The following is a 15,371-nucleotide window of genomic DNA, read 5'->3' on the forward strand; positions in this document are numbered from 1 at the left end:
TAAGCGATTATTTGTCATTTCATTTGCTTATACTGGTTTAATTCTCCGTTTATTCGATTCTTTCCTCCGTTTTATTCTTATCCGCGGTTACACCACCACTTCGGTGTCAATTGCCATGCCTTATCGTCAGCGGTTAATGTGTTGTTAAACCGTTATTCATTATAAGAGTGGAGGCAAGCCATGGAGATGTTGTCTGGAGCCGAGATGGTCGTCCGATCGCTCATCGATCAGGGTGTGAAGCAGGTATTCGGGTATCCCGGGGGCGCAGTCCTCGATATTTATGATGCTTTGCATACGGTCGGTGGTATTGATCATGTGCTGGTCCGCCATGAGCAAGCCGCGGTCCATATGGCCGATGGTCTGGCACGTGCCACGGGGGAAGTGGGCGTTGTGTTGGTCACCTCAGGGCCGGGTGCAACCAATGCGATCACGGGGATCGCAACGGCGTACATGGACTCCATCCCGCTGGTGATCCTCTCCGGGCAGGTGGCTACCTCTCTGATTGGCTACGATGCCTTTCAGGAGTGCGATATGGTGGGGATATCCCGTCCGGTGGTGAAGCACAGCTTTCTGGTCAAGCAAACGGAAGATATACCTCAGGTGCTGAAGAAAGCCTTTTGGCTGGCCGCAAGCGGTCGCCCCGGTCCTGTAGTTGTGGATTTGCCGAAAGATATCCTGAATCCTGCGAAGAAATTGCCTTATAGCTGGCCTGAATCAGTAAGTATGCGCTCGTATAATCCGACGACGACAGGGCACAAGGGACAGATCAAACGGGCGCTGCAAACGCTGGTGGCGGCTAAAAAACCGGTGGTTTATGTTGGTGGTGGTGCAGTGAATGCGGCCTGCCACGAGCAACTGGGCCAGATTGCACAAGCCCTGAACCTACCTGTCGTTTCCTCGTTGATGGGGTTAGGCGCATTTCCGGCAACGCATCGTCAGGCGCTGGGCATGTTGGGCATGCACGGTACTTATGAAGCGAATATGACTATGCATCATTCGGATGTGATATTTGCGGTCGGCGTTCGCTTTGACGATCGTACGACCAATAATCTGGCAAAGTATTGCCCGAATGCGACCGTGTTACATATCGATATCGACCCCACCTCTATTTCAAAAACCGTCACTGCGGATATTCCAATCGTTGGCGATGCTCGCCTGGTGCTTGAGCAGATGTTAGAGCTGCTGGAGCAGGAGAAATCACAGCAACCGCTGGATGATAACCGTGACTGGTGGCAACAGATTGAGCACTGGCGTGCCCGCCAGTGCCTGAAATATGACACCCAAAGTGAGAGCATTAAACCGCAGGCTGTCATTGAAACCATCTGGCGCCTGACGAAAGGCGATGCGTATGTCACTTCGGATGTGGGCCAACATCAGATGTTTGCTGCACTTTACTATCCGTTTGATAAACCTCGTCGTTGGATTAACTCAGGCGGCCTTGGCACCATGGGATTCGGTTTACCTGCCGCGTTAGGGGTGAAGATGGCACTGCCGAATGAAACGGTAGTCTGCGTTACCGGTGATGGCAGTATTCAGATGAATATCCAGGAGCTGTCGACGGCGCTGCAATATGAGCTGCCGGTGCTGGTACTCAACCTTAACAACCGCTATCTCGGTATGGTGAAACAGTGGCAGGACATGATCTATTCCGGGCGTCATTCGCAGTCTTATATGCAGTCGCTACCCGATTTTGTCCGTCTTGCTGAAGCATATGGGCATATTGGTATCCAGATAAATCATCCGGATGAGCTGGAAAGCAAACTGGGTGAAGCACTGGAACATGTGCGCAACCACCGGCTGGTGTTTGTTGATGTCACCGTCGATGGCAGTGAGCATGTCTACCCGATGCAAATTCGGGGTGGTGGTATGGATGAGATGTGGTTAAGCAAAACGGAGAGGACCTGATTATGCGCCGGATATTATCAGTATTACTGGAAAATGAGTCTGGGGCATTATCGCGCGTGATAGGCCTCTTTGCCCAGCGCGGTTACAACATTGAAAGCCTGACCGTCGCGCCGACTGACGATCCGACCTTATCGCGGATGACGATTCAGACCGTGGGCGATGAAAAGGTCCTTGAGCAAATTGAAAAGCAACTGCACAAGCTGGTGGATGTCCTGCGGGTGAGTGAGTTAGGGCAGGGTGCTCACGTTGAACGAGAAATCATGCTGGTGAAGATTCAGGCCAGTGGATATGGCCGGGAAGAGGTGAAACGAAACACGGAAATTTTCCGTGGACAGATTATCGATGTCACGCCGTCTATTTACACGGTGCAGTTGGCGGGAACCAGTGACAAACTGGACGCTTTCCTGGCAACACTGCGTGAAGTCGCCAAGATTGTAGAGGTGGCCCGTTCCGGTGTGGTGGGACTCTCCCGAGGTGATAAAATCATGCGTTAATAGTCGACGGTAGGCCTGATAAGCACAGCGCCATCAGGCATCCTCGTGGAGGTCATGCCGGATGGCGGCGTAAACGCCTTATCCGGCCTACAGGTAACGTACCCGTTTTCGCTGATGCTACCTGTTGCGCTTTTTTTTGCGAAATCAGCAGTAACCAGAGACAAAAGCGGTTGCCGCAGTCATTATTCTGCGCTTAGATGTTAATAAATTTAACCCATGCCATCTTAAAGGTTATGGTTTGTACATTTTACGCAAGGGGCAATTGTGAAACTGGATGAAATCGCTCGGTTGGCCGGCGTTTCGCGAACGACTGCAAGCTACGTTATTAATGGCAAAGCAAAGCAATACCGCGTAAGCGACAAAACGGTCGAAAAAGTCATGGCGGTGGTGCGTGAACATAATTACCACCCCAATGCTGTGGCGGCCGGGCTCCGTGCTGGACGCACACGTTCTATCGGGTTGGTAATCCCGGACCTGGAGAATACGAGTTATACCCGCATTGCAAACTACCTGGAACGTCAGGCGCGTCAGCGTGGGTATCAACTGCTGATTGCCTGCTCTGAAGATCAGCCAGATAACGAAATGCGCTGTATTGAGCATCTTTTACAGCGTCAGGTTGACGCTATTATTGTGTCTACCTCATTACCGCCAGAACATCCGTTCTATCAGCGTTGGGCGAACAGTTCATTCCCGATTGTGGCGCTGGATCGTGCGCTGGATCGTGAACACTTCACCAGTGTTGTCGGCGCAGATCAGGATGATGCCCAAATGCTGGCGGAGGAATTGCGTAAATTCCCTGCTGAAACTGTGCTCTACCTGGGGGCGCTCCCTGAATTATCGGTCAGTTTCCTGCGTGAACAGGGTTTCCGTACTGCGTGGAAAGACGATCCGCGTGAAGTGCACTTCCTGTATGCCAATAGCTATGAACGGGAGGCAGCAGCACAGCTGTTTGATAAATGGCTGGAAACGCATCCGATGCCTCAGGCGCTGTTCACCACCTCATTTGCGCTATTGCAAGGGGTGATGGATGTGACTTTGCGTCGTGATGGGCAACTGCCGTCTGATTTAGCCATTGCGACCTTTGGCGATCATGAACTGCTCGACTTCCTGCAATGCCCGGTGTTGGCAGTAGCACAGCGCCACCGTGATGTGGCTGAACGTGTGTTGGAGATCGTCCTTGCAAGCCTTGATGAACCGCGTAAACCAAAACCAGGATTAACGCGTATCCGGCGTAATCTGTACCGCCGCGGTATCCTTAGCCGTAACTAAGTGGTTGCTATTGATGGCATTGGGGAGAATGCTTCGATGCCATCAAATATTTAATTCTCAGAAATAACCTTATTATATTTAAGAATATTCTTTAGAATTATCTGAAATTCATTCTTTAATTATCCTAATTTAAAAACGCAACTATCCTTTTTTGGGTTATTGATACGTAACGATGCGTTACGTTTGTATTATTTTGTTACATGCTTGTGTGGATTTGCCGAATTAACAAACACTTTGCCGCCGAATTGCGGCAATCTCTCACCTTCCTTGGCCGTACGGGCCGTACAGACCGATGAACTGGTACTGTTATCTCGCCGCATATTGTCCTAAAATGCCGCTCGCGTCGCAAACTGACACTTTATATTTTCCTCGGTTGATATTGAGTTGTTTTAAACAATGATGAGTTGTTGGATTTTTTTCTTACAAATATTCATGACGTTAATTTGCTTCGTTTGCTGTACGGAATTTGCTCAACACTGATATTAGCCGTAAACATTGGGTTTTTTGCTCCGCTGAGCGCCGTGACTTGCTTGACAAGGTTTTCCTCCGCTCCGTAAACTCCTTTAAGTGGGATTTTGTGGGATAAAGTGGTAATTGGGGGTGAGACTGGCATGTTCCGGGGAGCAACGTTAGTTAATCTCGACAGTAAAGGGCGCTTATCGGTGCCTACCCGTTATCGGGATCAACTGCTTGAGAGCGCTACCGGTCAAATGGTTTGTACCATTGACATCCATCACCCGTGCCTGCTGCTGTACCCCCTGCCTGAATGGGAAGTTATCGAGCAGAAGCTATCTCGCCTGTCGAGCATGAATCCAGCTGAGCGTCGCGTACAACGCTTATTGTTGGGGCATGCCAGCGAATGTCAGATGGATAACGCCGGTCGCTTATTGATTGCGCCCATTCTGCGACAACACGCGGGACTGACAAAAGAAGTGATGCTGGTTGGGCAGTTCAATAAGTTTGAGCTGTGGGATGAAACGACCTGGTATCAACAGGTCAAGGAAGATATCGACGCTGAGCAGTCTGTGACCGGCGCGCTGTCGGAACGATTGCAGGACTTGTCTCTATAAGATGATGGAAAATTATAAACACACCACGGTGTTGCTGGATGAAGCTGTAAATGGCCTGAATATTCGTCCAGACGGCATCTACATTGACGGGACATTTGGTCGCGGTGGTCATTCACGTCTGATCCTCTCACAGCTTGGTGAAGAGGGACGTTTACTGGCAATCGATCGCGATCCGCAGGCTATTGCCGTTGCCCAGACGATTACCGATCCCCGTTTCTCCATCATTCATGGACCTTTTTCTGCGCTGGCTGAGTATGTAGCCGAGCGTGGACTTACCGGCAAGATCGATGGAATCCTCCTTGATCTTGGCGTGTCTTCTCCGCAGCTTGATGATGCCGAACGTGGCTTTTCATTCATGCGTGACGGTCCGCTAGATATGCGTATGGACCCTACGCGCGGTCAGTCTGCCGCTGAATGGCTGCAAACCGCCGATGAAGCTGATATCGCTTGGGTGATTAAAACCTTTGGCGAGGAGCGCTTCGGCAAACGTATTGCCCGCGCCATCGTGGAGCGCAACCGCATAGAACCGATGACCCGTACCAAAGAACTGGCGGAAGTCATTGCAGCAGCAATGCCGGTAAAAGACAAATTCAAACATCCCGCGACCCGTACCTTCCAGGCGGTGCGCATTTGGGTAAACAGTGAACTGGAGGAGATAGAGCAGGCGCTAAAAAGCTCGCTCAGCGTGCTGGCACCAGGTGGTCGCCTTTCGATCATTAGTTTCCATTCACTCGAAGATCGCATTGTGAAGCGCTTTATGCGTGAACAAAGCCGCGGTCCTCAGGTTCCGGCTGGAATACCGATGACAGAAGCGCAGATCAAAAAACTGGGCGGTCGTGAGTTGAGAGCACTAGGCAAGTTGATGCCGGGTGAAGAAGAGGTAGCTGAAAATCCTCGTGCCCGTAGTTCAGTTCTGCGTATTGCAGAGAGGACGAACGCATGATCAGCAGAGTGACAGAAGCCCTCAGCAAAGTTAAAGGATCGATAGGAAGCAACGAGCGCCATGCTTTGCCTGGCGTGATCGGTGACGATCTTTTGCGGTTTGGGAAGCTGCCACTCTGCCTGTTCATTTGCATTATTTTGACGGCGGTTACTGTCGTGACAACCGCACACCATACACGGTTACTGACCGCGCAGCGTGAGCAGTTGGTTCTGGAACGAGATGCGCTGGATATCGAATGGCGTAACTTGATCCTTGAGGAGAACGCGCTCGGTGATCATAGCCGTGTTGAACGGATCGCAACGGAAAAGCTGCAAATGCAGCATGTTGATCCCTCACAAGAAAATATCGTAGTACAAAAATAAGGATAAACGCGACGCATGAAAGCAGCGGCAAAAACGCACAAACCAAAACGTCAGGAAGAACAAGCCAACTTTGTCAGTTGGCGTTTTGCGTTACTGTGCGGCTGTATTTTGCTGGCGCTGGGTTTCTTGCTGGGGCGTGTTGCCTGGCTGCAAATCATCGCGCCAGACATGCTGGTGCGCCAGGGCGATATGCGTTCCCTGCGCGTACAGGAAGTTGCCACATCGCGCGGTATGATAACCGATCGTTTAGGTCGTCCGCTGGCGGTGAGTGTTCCCGTTAAGGCGATTTGGGCTGACCCAAAAGAAGTTCATGACGCAGGCGGTGTGAGCGTTGGCGAGCGCTGGAGAGCACTTTCAACCGCGTTGAACCTGCCACTTGACCAGTTGGCCAGCAGAATTAATGCCAACCCGAAAGGGCGCTTTATTTATCTTGCGCGTCAGGTAAACCCTGACATGGCCGACTACATCAAGAAACTGAAGCTGCCAGGTATTCATCTGCGCGAAGAATCCCGCCGTTACTATCCTTCCGGAGAAGTGACCGCTCACCTCATTGGTTTTACCAACGTTGACAGCCAGGGGATTGAAGGCGTTGAAAAAAGCTTCGACAAGTGGCTCACCGGACAACCGGGCGAACGTATTGTACGTAAAGACCGCTATGGCCGCGTCATTGAGGATATTTCCTCTACCGACAGCCAGGCGGCGCATAACCTTGCGCTGAGTATTGATGAGCGTTTACAGGCGCTGGTCTACCGTGAACTGAACAACGCCGTAGCGTTTAACAAGGCGGAGTCAGGTAGTGCGGTTCTGGTGGATGTTAATACCGGTGAAGTGCTGGCGATGGCGAACAGCCCGTCTTACAACCCTAATAATCTTACCGGTACGCCGAAAGACGCAATGCGTAACCGTACCATTACCGACGTCTTCGAGCCGGGTTCTACCGTTAAACCGATGGTGGTGATGACCGCGCTGCAGCGTGGCGTGGTACGTGAAAATACCGTACTTAACACCATTCCTTACCGAATTAATGGTCACGAAATTAAAGACGTGGCGCGTTATAGCGAATTGACCCTTACCGGGGTTTTGCAGAAGTCGAGTAACGTCGGTGTTTCCAAACTGGCGTTAGCGATGCCGTCCTCAGCGTTAGTAGATACTTACTCACGTTTTGGGCTGGGAAAAGCGACCAATTTGGGGTTGGTCGGAGAACGCAGTGGCTTATATCCTCAAAAACAACGGTGGTCTGACATAGAGAGGGCCACCTTCTCTTTCGGCTATGGGCTAATGGTAACCCCGTTACAGTTAGCGCGAGTCTACGCAACTATCGGCAGCTATGGCGTTTATCGCCCACTGTCGATTACTAAAGTTGACCCTCCTGTTCCGGGAGAGCGTATCTTCCCGGAGTCGACCGTACGCACTGTGGTGCACATGATGGAAAGCGTGGCGCTGCCGGGCGGTGGCGGCGTGAAGGCGGCGATTAAAGGCTATCGCATCGCGATTAAAACCGGTACGGCGAAAAAAGTCGGGCCAGATGGCCGCTATATCAATAAATACATTGCTTATACCGCAGGCGTTGCGCCTGCGAGTCAGCCGCGCTTCGCGCTGGTTGTTGTTATCAACGATCCGCAGGCGGGTAAATATTACGGTGGCGCCGTTTCCGCGCCGGTCTTCGGTGCCATCATGGGCGGCGTACTGCGCACCATGAACATCGAGCCGGATGCGCTGACAACGGGCGATAAAAATGAATTTGTGAATAATCAAGGCGAGGCAACAGGTGGCAGATCGTAATTTGCGCGACCTTCTTGCTCCATGGGTGCCGGGTGCACCGGAGCGAGCACTGCGAGAGATGACACTCGACAGCCGTGTGGCTGCATCGGGCGATCTCTTTGTCGCAGTAGTGGGTCATCAGGCGGACGGGCGTCGATATATCCCGCAGGCGATAGCGCAAGGTGTGGCTGCCATTATTGCAGAGGCAAAAGATGAGGCCGCAGACGGCGAAATCCGTGAAATGCACGGCGTTCCGGTCATCTATCTCAGCCAGCTTAACGAGCGCTTATCTGCACTGGCAGGCCGCTTTTACCACGAGCCATCTGAAAATATGCGTCTGGTCGGTGTGACCGGAACGAACGGTAAAACCACCACCACCCAATTGCTTGCACAGTGGAGCCAACTGCTTGGCGAAACCAGTGCGGTAATGGGAACGGTAGGTAATGGCCTGCTGGGTAAAGTGATCCCGACGGAAAATACCACTGGGTCCGCCGTTGACGTTCAGCATGTGCTGGCGGGACTGGTTGAACAGGGCGCGACCTTTGGCGCGATGGAGGTTTCATCGCATGGCCTGGTTCAGCACCGCGTGGCGGCGCTGAAATTTGCGGCCTCAGTATTTACCAACTTAAGCCGTGACCATCTCGATTATCACGGCGATATGGAACACTACGAAGCCGCGAAGTGGTTGCTGTATTCCACGCACCACTGTGGGCAGGCTATCGTCAATGCGGATGACGAAGTGGGTCGCCGCTGGCTGGCGAAGCTGCCGGATGCGGTAGCTGTCTCGATGGAAAACCATATCAATCCCAACTGCCACGGTCGTTGGCTGAAAGCCGTTGAGGTGAACTATCACGATAGCGGCGCAACGATTCGCTTTGCCTCCACCTGGGGAGAAGGGGAAATTGAAAGCCGCCTAATGGGGGCGTTTAACGTCAGCAATTTGCTGCTGGCGCTGGCCACACTGCTGGCGTTGGGGTATCCGTTAACTGATTTACTGAAAACGGCGGCACAGCTGCAGCCGGTCTGCGGGCGCATGGAAGTGTTTAGCGCGCCGGGCAAAACCACCGTTGTGGTTGATTATGCTCATACGCCGGATGCGCTGGAAAAAGCGCTGCAGGCGGCCCGTCTGCATTGCACCGGCAAGCTGTGGTGCGTCTTTGGCTGCGGCGGCGATCGCGACAAAGGCAAACGTCCGTTGATGGGCGCCATTGCGGAGCAGTTTGCCGATGTCGTTGTGGTTACGGATGACAACCCACGCACCGAAGAGCCTCGCGCCATTATCAATGACATTCTGGCGGGTATGCTGGATGCCGGGCAGGCAAAAGTAATGGAAGGCCGTGCTGAAGCGGTCACTAGCGCCATCATGCAGGCAAAAGAAAATGACGTGGTGCTGGTCGCTGGCAAAGGCCATGAAGATTATCAGATTGTCGGCGCCCAGCGTCTCGACTACTCCGATCGCGTGACGGCAGCGCGTCTGCTGGGGGTTATTGCATGATTAGCGTAACGCTCAGTCAACTGGCGGAAATCCTCGGCGGCGAACTGAAAGGGGGCGATCTGACCCTTGATGCGGTCACGACCGATACGCGTAAAGTCACGCCAGGCTGTTTATTTGTGGCATTGAAAGGTGAACGCTTTGATGCCCACGATTTTGCCGATACGGCAAAAGAAAATGGCGCGGGCGCGCTGCTGGTCGGCCGTCTGTTGGACACCGATCTGCCCCAGTTGATCGTTAAAGATACGCGTCAGGCGTTTGGCGAGCTGGCGGCGTGGGTTCGCGCTCAGGTTCCTGCTCGTGTGGTGGCGCTTACCGGCTCGTCCGGTAAAACGTCCGTCAAAGAGATGACGGCATCCATTCTGAGCCAGTGTGGTAACACCCTGTATACCGCGGGCAACCTGAATAACGACATCGGCGTCCCGATGACGCTGCTGCGGTTAAACAACGATTATGACTATGCCGTTATTGAACTTGGCGCGAATCATCAGGGCGAAATCGCCTGGACCGTTGGCCTGACGCGCCCGGAAGCGGCGCTGGTGAACAACCTGGCCGCCGCGCATCTGGAAGGCTTCGGCTCTCTGGCAGGTGTGGCGAAGGCAAAAGGTGAGATTTTTACCGGCCTGTCAGCGAACGGTGTCGCCATTATGAATGCCGACAACAACGACTGGTTGAACTGGCAGAGCATCATCGGCGATCGCAAAGTCTGGCGCTTCTCGCCGAATGCGGCTAACAGCGACTTTTCGGCGGCTAACGTTCATGTGACCTCACACGGCACAGAGTTTTCGCTGCAAACGCCAACCGGAAGCATTGATGTTCTGCTGCCCCTGCCGGGTCGTCACAATATTGCTAACGCCCTGGCGGCGGCAGCGCTATCTATGGCGGTAGGCGCAACGCCAGATGCCGTGAAAGCGGGTCTGAAGGATCTGCAAGCGGTGCCGGGGCGTCTGTTCCCGGTTCAACTGGCAGAAAATCAGCTGCTGCTGGACGACTCCTACAACGCTAACGTCGGCTCAATGACCGCAGCGGTACAGGTGCTGTCCGAAATGCCCGGCTACCGCGTGCTGGTGGTTGGCGATATGGCAGAGCTTGGCGCGGAAAGCGAAGCCTGTCATGTACAGGTGGGTATGGCAGCGAAAGCTGCGGGCATCGACCGTGTGCTGAGTACAGGGAAACTGAGTCAGGCGATCAGCGACACCAGCGGCGTTGGCGAACATTTTGCGGATAAAACCGCGTTGGCCGCGCATCTTAAGACACTGATTGCAGAACATCAGATTATGACGATTTTAGTGAAGGGTTCACGTAGTGCCGCCATGGAAGAGGTAGTACGCGCATTACAGGAGAATGGAACATGTTAGTTTGGCTGGCCGAACATTTGGTCAAATATTATTCCGGCTTCAACGTCTTTTCCTATCTGACGTTTCGCGCCATCGTCAGCCTGCTGACCGCGCTGTTCATCTCTTTGTGGATGGGCCCGCGTATGATCGCCCGCTTGCAAAAAATGTCCTTTGGCCAGGTCGTACGTAACGACGGCCCGGAATCACACTTTAGTAAACGCGGTACGCCGACCATGGGCGGCATCATGATCCTCACTGCGATTGTTATCTCCGTACTGCTGTGGGCCTACCCATCCAACCCGTACGTGTGGTGCGTGCTGGTGGTGCTGGTTGGCTACGGTATTATCGGTTTTGTCGATGACTACCGCAAAGTGGTGCGCAAAGACACCAAGGGCCTGATCGCGCGCTGGAAGTATTTCTGGATGTCGGTCATTGCATTAGGGGTCGCGTTTGCGCTGTATCTGGCAGGAAAAGACACCCCGGCAACTGAACTGGTGGTGCCATTCTTTAAAGATGTCATGCCGCAACTGGGGCTGTTCTACATCCTGCTGGCGTACTTCGTGATTGTCGGCACCGGCAACGCGGTCAACCTGACCGACGGCCTCGATGGCCTGGCGATTATGCCAACCGTGTTTGTGGCCGCCGGTTTTGCACTGGTTGCATGGGCGACCGGTAACATGAACTTCGCCAACTACCTGCACATTCCTTATCTGCGCCACGCCGGCGAACTGGTTATCGTCTGTACGGCGATTGTCGGCGCAGGTTTGGGCTTCCTGTGGTTTAACACTTATCCGGCACAGGTCTTTATGGGCGACGTCGGTTCACTGGCTCTGGGTGGCGCACTGGGCATTATTGCCGTGCTGTTGCGTCAGGAATTCCTGCTGGTGATCATGGGCGGCGTATTTGTGGTGGAAACCCTGTCGGTCATTCTGCAGGTGGGTTCCTTTAAGCTGCGCGGACAGCGTATTTTCCGTATGGCGCCTATTCATCACCACTATGAACTGAAAGGTTGGCCGGAACCGCGTGTGATTGTGCGTTTCTGGATTATTTCGCTGATGCTGGTCCTGATTGGCCTGGCAACGCTGAAGGTACGTTAATCATGGCTGATTACCAGGGTAAAAAAGTCGTCATTATCGGTCTGGGTTTGACCGGATTGTCCTGCGTGGATTTCTTTCTGGCACGTGGCGTCACGCCGCGCGTCATGGATACCCGCGCGACGCCGCCAGGCCTGGATAAATTACCGGAAGCGGTTGAGCATCATGTTGGCAGCCTGAATGATGACTGGCTGTTGGCCGCTGATTTAATCGTCGCCAGCCCTGGTATTGCCCTGGCGCACCCTTCGCTGAGCGCTGCCGCAGATGCAGGAATTGAGATTGTCGGTGACATCGAACTGTTTTGCCGCGAAGCACAGGCCCCCATTGTCGCGATCACCGGTTCAAACGGTAAAAGTACCGTCACGACGCTGGTTGGTGAAATGGCGAAAGCGGCCGGAGTAAACGTCGGTGTAGGCGGTAACATCGGCCTGCCTGCACTGATGTTGCTGGACGCTGAGCGCGAGTTGTATGTTCTGGAATTGTCCAGCTTCCAACTGGAGACGACCTCCAGCTTACGGGCTGTCGCGGCAACCATTTTGAACGTCACTGAAGATCACATGGACCGTTATCCGTTTGGACTGCAGCAGTACCGTGCAGCCAAACTGCGCGTTTATGAGAATGCGAAAGTGTGCGTAGTCAATGCGGATGATGCGTTAACTATGCCGGTTCGCGGTGCCGATGAGCGCTGTGTGAGCTTTGGCATCAATATGGGTGACTATCACCTTAACCGCCAGCAGGGTGAAACTTGGCTGCGGGTGAAGGGTGAAAAAGTATTGAACGTGAAAGAGATGACCCTTTCCGGTCAACATAACTACACCAATGCGCTGGCAGCGTTAGCGCTGGCGGATGCTGCGGGTCTGCCGCGGGCATCCAGCCTGAAAGCATTGACTACCTTTACTGGCCTGGCGCATCGTTTCCAACTGGTACTGAATCATAACGGTGTGCGTTGGATCAACGATTCAAAAGCGACCAATGTCGGCAGCACTGAAGCCGCGCTGAATGGGCTGCACGTTGAGGGTACTCTGCACCTGCTGTTGGGCGGCGATGGGAAATCAGCCGATTTTTCTCCGTTAAGCCGTTACCTGAGTGGCGATCGCATTCGACTGTACTGCTTTGGCCGTGATGGTGCACAGCTTGCCGCGTTGCGACCGGAAGTGGCGGAACAAACAGAAACCATGGAACAGGCGATGCGCCTGCTCGCCCCGCGTGTTAAACCGGGCGACATGGTACTACTGTCTCCCGCCTGTGCCAGTCTCGATCAGTTCAAGAATTTTGAGCAACGTGGCGACGTCTTTACCCACCTGGCGAAGGAGTTGGGTTGATGCGATTATCTCTCCCTCGTCTGAAACTGCCGCGCGTACCGGGACTCGGAATCCTGGCGTGGGTCTTTGCGGCACTTAAAGGCTGGGTGATGGCTTCGCGTGAGAAAGACGCGGACAGCCTGATCATGTACGACCGCATGCTGTTGTGGTTGACGTTTGGTCTGGCAGCGATCGGTTTTATCATGGTGACATCGGCGTCAATGCCCGTTGGGCAGCGTCTGGCAGGCGATCCATTCCTGTTTGCTAAGCGTGACGCACTGTATATTTTTCTGGCGTTCTGTCTGGCGATGATTACCCTGCGCCTGCCGATGGAGTTCTGGCAAAAGTACAGCACCACCATGCTGATCGCGTCGATCATCATGCTGCTGATCGTTCTGGTTGTAGGCAGCTCGGTTAACGGGGCATCGCGCTGGATTGCGCTGGGGCCACTGCGTATTCAGCCTGCGGAGTTTACCAAGCTGTCGTTGTTCTGTTATCTCGCCAACTACCTGGTGCGTAAGGTGGATGAGGTGCGTAACAACCTGCGCGGCTTCTTAAAGCCGATGGGTGTGATTCTGGTTCTGGCCGTGCTGCTGCTGGCGCAGCCTGACCTGGGCACAGTGGTCGTGCTGTTCGTCACGACGCTGGCGATGCTGTTTTTGGCTGGTGCTAAATTGTGGCAGTTCATCGCCATCATCGGGATGGGGATTTCCGCTGTCGTGCTGCTGATCCTCGCCGAACCGTACCGTATTCGCCGTGTGACCTCGTTCTGGAATCCCTGGGAAGATCCGTTTGGCAGCGGCTATCAGCTGACACAGTCTCTGATGGCTTTTGGTCGCGGTGAGGTTTGGGGGCAAGGGTTAGGTAATTCAGTCCAAAAACTGGAGTATTTGCCGGAAGCGCACACCGACTTTATCTTCGCCATTATTGGGGAGGAGCTGGGTTATATCGGTGTGGTACTCGCTCTTTTAATGGTATTCTTCGTCGCTTTTCGCGCGATGTCGATCGGTCGTAAGGCGCTGGAAATTGACCACCGTTTTTCAGGTTTCTTAGCCTGCTCTATCGGGATTTGGTTTAGCTTCCAGGCTCTGGTAAACGTCGGCGCGGCGGCGGGCATGCTGCCAACGAAAGGTCTGACGCTGCCGTTGATCAGTTATGGTGGTTCGAGTTTGTTGATCATGTCGACAGCCATCATGTTTTTGTTACGTATTGATTATGAAACGCGTCTGGAAAAAGCCCAGGCGTTTACACGAGGTGCACGATGAGTGGTCAACCGAAGCGGTTAATGGTGATGGCAGGCGGTACCGGTGGACATGTTTTCCCGGGGCTGGCAGTTGCGCACCATTTAATGGCCCAGGGCTGGCAGGTTCGTTGGCTGGGCACCGCCGATCGTATGGAAGCGGACTTAGTGCCGAAGCATGGCATTGACATTGACTTTATTCGCATCTCCGGTTTGCGCGGAAAGGGCCTCAACGCGTTGCTGGCTGCACCTGTACGTATTTTTAATGCCTGGCGTCAGGCCCGCGCCATCATGAAGCAGTTTAAGCCCGATGTGGTGCTGGGCATGGGCGGCTATGTGTCTGGCCCTGGCGGCCTGGCGGCCTGGTCGTTAGGTATTCCGGTCGTGCTGCATGAGCAGAACGGTATCGCCGGGTTAACGAACAAATGGCTGGCGAAGATCGCGACGAAGGTGATGCAGGCCTTCCCTGGCGCTTTCCCGAATGCGGAAGTGGTGGGGAATCCAGTGCGTACTGATGTCCTTGCACTGCCGTTACCCGAAGAACGTCTGGCTGGTCGTGAAGGTCCGGTGCGGGTGCTGGTTGTCGGTGGTTCGCAGGGCGCACGTGTGCTGAACCAGACGTTGCCGCAGGTCGCCGCAAAACTTGGCGACGCAGTGACTATCTGGCATCAGAGTGGTAAAGGTGCGCAGCAAACCGTGGAACAGGCTTACGCAGACGCGGGGCAACCACAGCATAAGGTCACTGAATTTATTGATGATATGGCAGCAGCTTACGCGTGGGCGGATGTGGTGGTCTGTCGTTCAGGCGCACTGACGGTGAGTGAGATTGCTGCCGCAGGTTTACCCGCGCTGTTCGTGCCGTTTCAACATAAAGACAGACAACAGTACTGGAATGCGCTGCCGCTGGAGAAAGCGGGCGCAGCCAAAATTCTTGAGCAGCCGCAGTTTACTGTGGATGCCGTCGTCAGCACCCTGTCCGGGTGGTCACGAGAAACTTTATTAACCATGGCAGAGCGTGCTCGCGCCGCATCCATACCGGATGCCACTGAGCGGGTTGCAACTGAAGTGAGCCGGGCTGCCCGGGTGTAATTGTGGTGATGCCT

The 15,371-nt window shown here is 53.8% G+C and carries 13 protein-coding genes; all 13 read left to right on the top strand.

Annotated features, from left to right (window positions below; all coding sequences use genetic code 11):
- The first annotated feature begins 180 nt into the window (after nucleotides 1-180).
- The 13 genes from ilvI (at nucleotide 181) to murG (ending at nucleotide 15,357) form a co-directional block, all read left to right on the top strand.
- Nucleotides 181-1,905 carry an acetolactate synthase 3 large subunit gene (ilvI, locus tag NNN64_RS03445; RefSeq protein WP_271440492.1) on the top strand — a complete coding sequence of 575 codons (1,725 nt, stop codon included), beginning with the start codon at nucleotides 181-183 and terminating at the stop codon, nucleotides 1,903-1,905.
- A 2-nt stretch (nucleotides 1,906-1,907) separates the two neighbouring features.
- A complete protein-coding gene (gene ilvN / locus NNN64_RS03450; protein WP_003829566.1) occupies nucleotides 1,908-2,399 on the top strand; it encodes an acetolactate synthase small subunit in 492 nt (163 codons plus the stop codon).
- Nucleotides 2,400-2,663: 264 nt separating this feature from the next.
- Nucleotides 2,664-3,668 (top strand): catabolite repressor/activator, encoded by a 1,005-nt coding sequence (gene cra / locus NNN64_RS03455; protein WP_016151689.1) that lies wholly within the window; start codon nucleotides 2,664-2,666, stop codon nucleotides 3,666-3,668.
- A 611-nt stretch (nucleotides 3,669-4,279) separates the two neighbouring features.
- Nucleotides 4,280-4,738: a division/cell wall cluster transcriptional repressor MraZ gene (gene mraZ / locus NNN64_RS03460; RefSeq protein WP_271440493.1), complete on the top strand. Its 459-nt coding sequence runs from the start codon at nucleotides 4,280-4,282 to the stop codon at nucleotides 4,736-4,738.
- Nucleotide 4,739: 1 nt separating this feature from the next.
- On the top strand, nucleotides 4,740-5,681 hold the full coding sequence (rsmH, locus tag NNN64_RS03465) for a 16S rRNA (cytosine(1402)-N(4))-methyltransferase RsmH (RefSeq protein ID WP_271440494.1): 942 nt from the start codon (nucleotides 4,740-4,742) through the stop codon (nucleotides 5,679-5,681).
- Nucleotides 5,678-6,043 carry a cell division protein FtsL gene (gene ftsL / locus NNN64_RS03470; RefSeq protein WP_000625651.1) on the top strand — a complete coding sequence of 122 codons (366 nt, stop codon included), beginning with the start codon at nucleotides 5,678-5,680 and terminating at the stop codon, nucleotides 6,041-6,043. Before rsmH ends, ftsL begins: the two co-directional genes overlap by 4 nt.
- Before the next feature lie 15 nt (nucleotides 6,044-6,058).
- Nucleotides 6,059-7,825 (top strand): peptidoglycan glycosyltransferase FtsI, encoded by a 1,767-nt coding sequence (gene ftsI / locus NNN64_RS03475; protein WP_271440495.1) that lies wholly within the window; start codon nucleotides 6,059-6,061, stop codon nucleotides 7,823-7,825.
- Nucleotides 7,812-9,299, top strand: a complete 1,488-nt coding sequence (gene murE, locus NNN64_RS03480) for a UDP-N-acetylmuramoyl-L-alanyl-D-glutamate--2,6-diaminopimelate ligase (RefSeq protein WP_271440496.1) — start codon at nucleotides 7,812-7,814, stop codon at nucleotides 9,297-9,299. The genes ftsI and murE overlap by 14 nt, the downstream gene beginning before the upstream one ends.
- Entirely contained in the window at nucleotides 9,296-10,654 is a 1,359-nt protein-coding gene (gene murF / locus NNN64_RS03485) for a UDP-N-acetylmuramoyl-tripeptide--D-alanyl-D-alanine ligase (protein WP_271440497.1), read from the top strand. The genes murE and murF overlap by 4 nt, the downstream gene beginning before the upstream one ends.
- The gene (gene mraY / locus NNN64_RS03490) at nucleotides 10,648-11,730 is read left to right on the top strand and encodes a phospho-N-acetylmuramoyl-pentapeptide-transferase (protein WP_137383724.1); all 1,083 of its coding nucleotides are present in this window, start codon (nucleotides 10,648-10,650) and stop codon (nucleotides 11,728-11,730) included. Before murF ends, mraY begins: the two co-directional genes overlap by 7 nt.
- Before the next feature lie 2 nt (nucleotides 11,731-11,732).
- Entirely contained in the window at nucleotides 11,733-13,049 is a 1,317-nt protein-coding gene (gene murD, locus NNN64_RS03495; protein ID WP_271440498.1) for a UDP-N-acetylmuramoyl-L-alanine--D-glutamate ligase, read from the top strand.
- Nucleotides 13,049-14,293 (top strand): cell division protein FtsW, encoded by a 1,245-nt coding sequence (gene ftsW, locus NNN64_RS03500; RefSeq protein WP_271440499.1) that lies wholly within the window; start codon nucleotides 13,049-13,051, stop codon nucleotides 14,291-14,293. The genes murD and ftsW overlap by 1 nt, the downstream gene beginning before the upstream one ends.
- Nucleotides 14,290-15,357, top strand: a complete 1,068-nt coding sequence (murG, locus tag NNN64_RS03505) for an undecaprenyldiphospho-muramoylpentapeptide beta-N-acetylglucosaminyltransferase (RefSeq protein ID WP_271440500.1) — start codon at nucleotides 14,290-14,292, stop codon at nucleotides 15,355-15,357. The genes ftsW and murG overlap by 4 nt, the downstream gene beginning before the upstream one ends.
- The last annotated feature ends 14 nt before the right edge of the window (nucleotides 15,358-15,371 follow it).

The organism is Citrobacter sp. Igbk 14 (genome assembly GCF_028069825.1).
In the GTDB taxonomy this organism is placed as follows: Bacteria; Pseudomonadota; Gammaproteobacteria; order Enterobacterales; family Enterobacteriaceae; genus Citrobacter.

Excerpts from the sequence above, each read along its gene's own strand:
- ilvI (WP_271440492.1), top strand. The coding sequence starts at position 181 with ATGGAGATGTTGTCTGGAGCCGAGATGGTCGTCCGATCGCTCATCGAT.
- ilvN (WP_003829566.1), top strand. The coding sequence starts at position 1,908 with ATGCGCCGGATATTATCAGTATTACTGGAAAATGAGTCTGGGGCATTA.
- mraZ (WP_271440493.1), top strand. The coding sequence starts at position 4,280 with ATGTTCCGGGGAGCAACGTTAGTTAATCTCGACAGTAAAGGGCGCTTA.
- rsmH (WP_271440494.1), top strand. The coding sequence starts at position 4,740 with ATGATGGAAAATTATAAACACACCACGGTGTTGCTGGATGAAGCTGTA.
- ftsL (WP_000625651.1), top strand. The coding sequence starts at position 5,678 with ATGATCAGCAGAGTGACAGAAGCCCTCAGCAAAGTTAAAGGATCGATA.
- ftsI (WP_271440495.1), top strand. The coding sequence starts at position 6,059 with ATGAAAGCAGCGGCAAAAACGCACAAACCAAAACGTCAGGAAGAACAA.
- murF (WP_271440497.1), top strand. The coding sequence starts at position 9,296 with ATGATTAGCGTAACGCTCAGTCAACTGGCGGAAATCCTCGGCGGCGAA.
- mraY (WP_137383724.1), top strand. The coding sequence starts at position 10,648 with ATGTTAGTTTGGCTGGCCGAACATTTGGTCAAATATTATTCCGGCTTC.
- murD (WP_271440498.1), top strand. The coding sequence starts at position 11,733 with ATGGCTGATTACCAGGGTAAAAAAGTCGTCATTATCGGTCTGGGTTTG.
- ftsW (WP_271440499.1), top strand. The coding sequence starts at position 13,049 with ATGCGATTATCTCTCCCTCGTCTGAAACTGCCGCGCGTACCGGGACTC.
- murG (WP_271440500.1), top strand. The coding sequence starts at position 14,290 with ATGAGTGGTCAACCGAAGCGGTTAATGGTGATGGCAGGCGGTACCGGT.